Below are 2,448 nucleotides of genomic sequence, written 5' to 3' on the forward strand. Positions count from 1 at the left end.
CGCAAAAACAAACTTACAACTTGGGGTGAATCCTTCGGGAAATAGCCCCTATTTTTTTTAGTCGTTCAGTAGTGATAATCTTTAAATCAAACTATTTATGAACTTAAACAATTTACCAATTGGGAAACGATTGGCATTGGGTTTTTCATTAATTATTGGTTTAATATTAGTTGTTGCCATTGCAGTTTTCATTTCGAATCGTAAAGTAAGGTTGGAGAGCAACAAGCAGGTTATGCTGAATAATTTATTAGCTAGTAACGCTGCTTTAAGTTCACACTTGCTCGATTTTATTCAATCAGGTAATCAGGTTGAACTCGACTCCGTCAAGTTCTACTTTACCAAATTTAAAAACCAACTCGAAATTCTTAAGCCCGTTGTTACTAAAAAAAACTATGGGCTAATTACAATTATTGAAGGAAATATTAAGGTAGTTGAAGATCAATTCGCAATACTTGAAAATAGCAATCAGTTTATAGCTCAAACCGCTACAGTGCTGGAGAGCTCATCGAATACTGCTCTTACCATAGCCGCCCGAGTTATGGGAGGAGAGGTTTCACGTGGCGTACAGCAGTTTTTGAATATACGGATAATGGAAAAGAATTACCTGATTTCAGGTAATGATGAACTGTATAGGAAATGGCTAACGGAAATTGATGATAATACCAGACTAGCATCCAGATTAGGGCTTAGTGAGATAGTAAGGGCGCTTGAACAGTATAAAGAAAGTTTCATTAAGCATGTCGAGGCCAAAAAAGATATTTTTGATGCCAAAAGTAAATCTATTGAAGCGGTTACCCATACTCAAAATTTGTTGCAAAAGGGAGTGATTTTATCGGCTGGATTACTGAACGATTCAGCTAAACATGGATTAACGGTAATAATTTTTGTGGTTTTGTCTATTGTTTTCTTGAGTTCATTAATTGCATACAGGGTTACCCGAAGTATTACAGAACCTGTAAACTCAGGTGTAGAGTTAGCCCACAACCTATCCAAAGGGAACCTGGTTATTCATGCAAGTGAGTCAGCTAAAAGAGGCGATGAGTTAGGAAAGCTTTCACGTGCCCTTAACGACATGAGCGAGAAGCTGAAGGAGGTAATATCTACAATATACATCTCCTCAAATCACATTGCAGCTGCAAGCGAACAACTGAGTACCACTAGCCAACAGCTATCGCAGGGAGCATCGGAGCAGGCAAGTTCTGCTGAGGAGGTTTCTGCCTCAATGGAGCAAATGGTTGCCAATATTCAAAATAACACCGAAAATGCCAAACAGGCCGAAATCATTGCCTTTAAGAGCGTAGAGGGCATCCGTAAGGGATATGACTCTACTACATATGCCCTGAATAGCATGAAAAAGATTGCTGAAAAGGTTACCATTATTGGCGATATTGCTTTCCAAACCAACATACTTGCCCTTAACGCTGCAGTTGAAGCAGCCAGGGCAGGTGAGCATGGCAAAGGTTTTGCCGTGGTGGCTGCCGAAGTTCGTAAGCTTGCCGAACGCAGCCGTTTGGCCGCCGAGGAAATTAACAGAATTACCCACGATGGCGTTAGAATTGCCGACGATGCTGGTCGGTTGCTCTCAGAGATAGTTCCCGACATTGAAAAGACCGCTAGGCTAGTTCAGGAGATTGCTGCTGCGAGTATGGAGCAGAATGCTGGAGCTGACCAAATAAACTCTGCCATTCAGCAACTTAACCAGGTTACACAGCAGAATGCTGCTGCTAGCGAGGAAATGGCTTCAGGTGCTGAGGAACTCAACAGCCAGGCCCAGCAACTAATTGATATTGTATCATTTTTTGACACTGGTGAAAAGGAAACCCTAACTACGTTGAGTAACCTTAAGAATGTTACTAGAAAGATTGCTCAAACTTCAATTACTCCTAAAACCGAATTCAGGGAATCCAAAAGAACGAAGTCAAAACCTAAGCTTTCCGACGGTATCGATATAAAGCTCTCAAGTAATAGCGACGACACCAATTACGAAAAGTTTTAGCAAAAAGAGGCTGTAAGCCTCTTTTTTTGTTTTGGGAATTTACATGACATTACTTACTGTATTCCAAATTCTTCAATTGAATTTTACAATTGACGAATCAACTAATAATGTTGTTTAGTTAAGGTTATTTGTCATGTTGCGCACAAGCGAAACATCACGCTGTCGCGCTGAGTCCCGATTTATAGGGATAGACTTCGCCAAAGCATCTCATTGCTCATTTTCTTCAATCCTTTGAATAGTTCCCTCGACTTTGCTCGGGATGATAAAAACCCTATCTTCCTTTCTGCTCACTTGTCATGCTGAGTTAGCCGAAGTATCGCTTTACTTTAAACCCTTTAATTCTTGTTGTTTTTTTGGAAACCGATCTTTGCAGTGCTTTTCTGTTGCGATGCAAAGTTTTACCCTTGCTCTTTGGCTTAAGTATTGCGTGCATCGCTATACATGTGGGAATA

At 40.4% G+C, this 2,448-nt stretch carries 1 protein-coding gene; it reads left to right on the plus strand.

What is annotated here, in order from left to right; translation table 11 throughout:
- Nucleotides 1-97: 97 nt before the first annotated feature.
- Nucleotides 98-1,996 (plus strand): methyl-accepting chemotaxis protein, encoded by a 1,899-nt coding sequence (locus WHS63_RS13145; RefSeq protein ID WP_445205512.1) that lies wholly within the window; start codon nt 98-100, stop codon nt 1,994-1,996.
- The last annotated feature ends 452 nt before the right edge of the window (nt 1,997-2,448 follow it).

Source organism: Tenuifilum sp., from assembly GCF_037481895.1.
GTDB classification, from domain to species: domain Bacteria; phylum Bacteroidota; class Bacteroidia; order Bacteroidales; family Tenuifilaceae; genus Tenuifilum; species Tenuifilum osseticum.

Excerpts from the sequence above, each read along its gene's own strand:
- WHS63_RS13145 (WP_445205512.1), top strand. The coding sequence starts at position 98 with ATGAACTTAAACAATTTACCAATTGGGAAACGATTGGCATTGGGTTTT.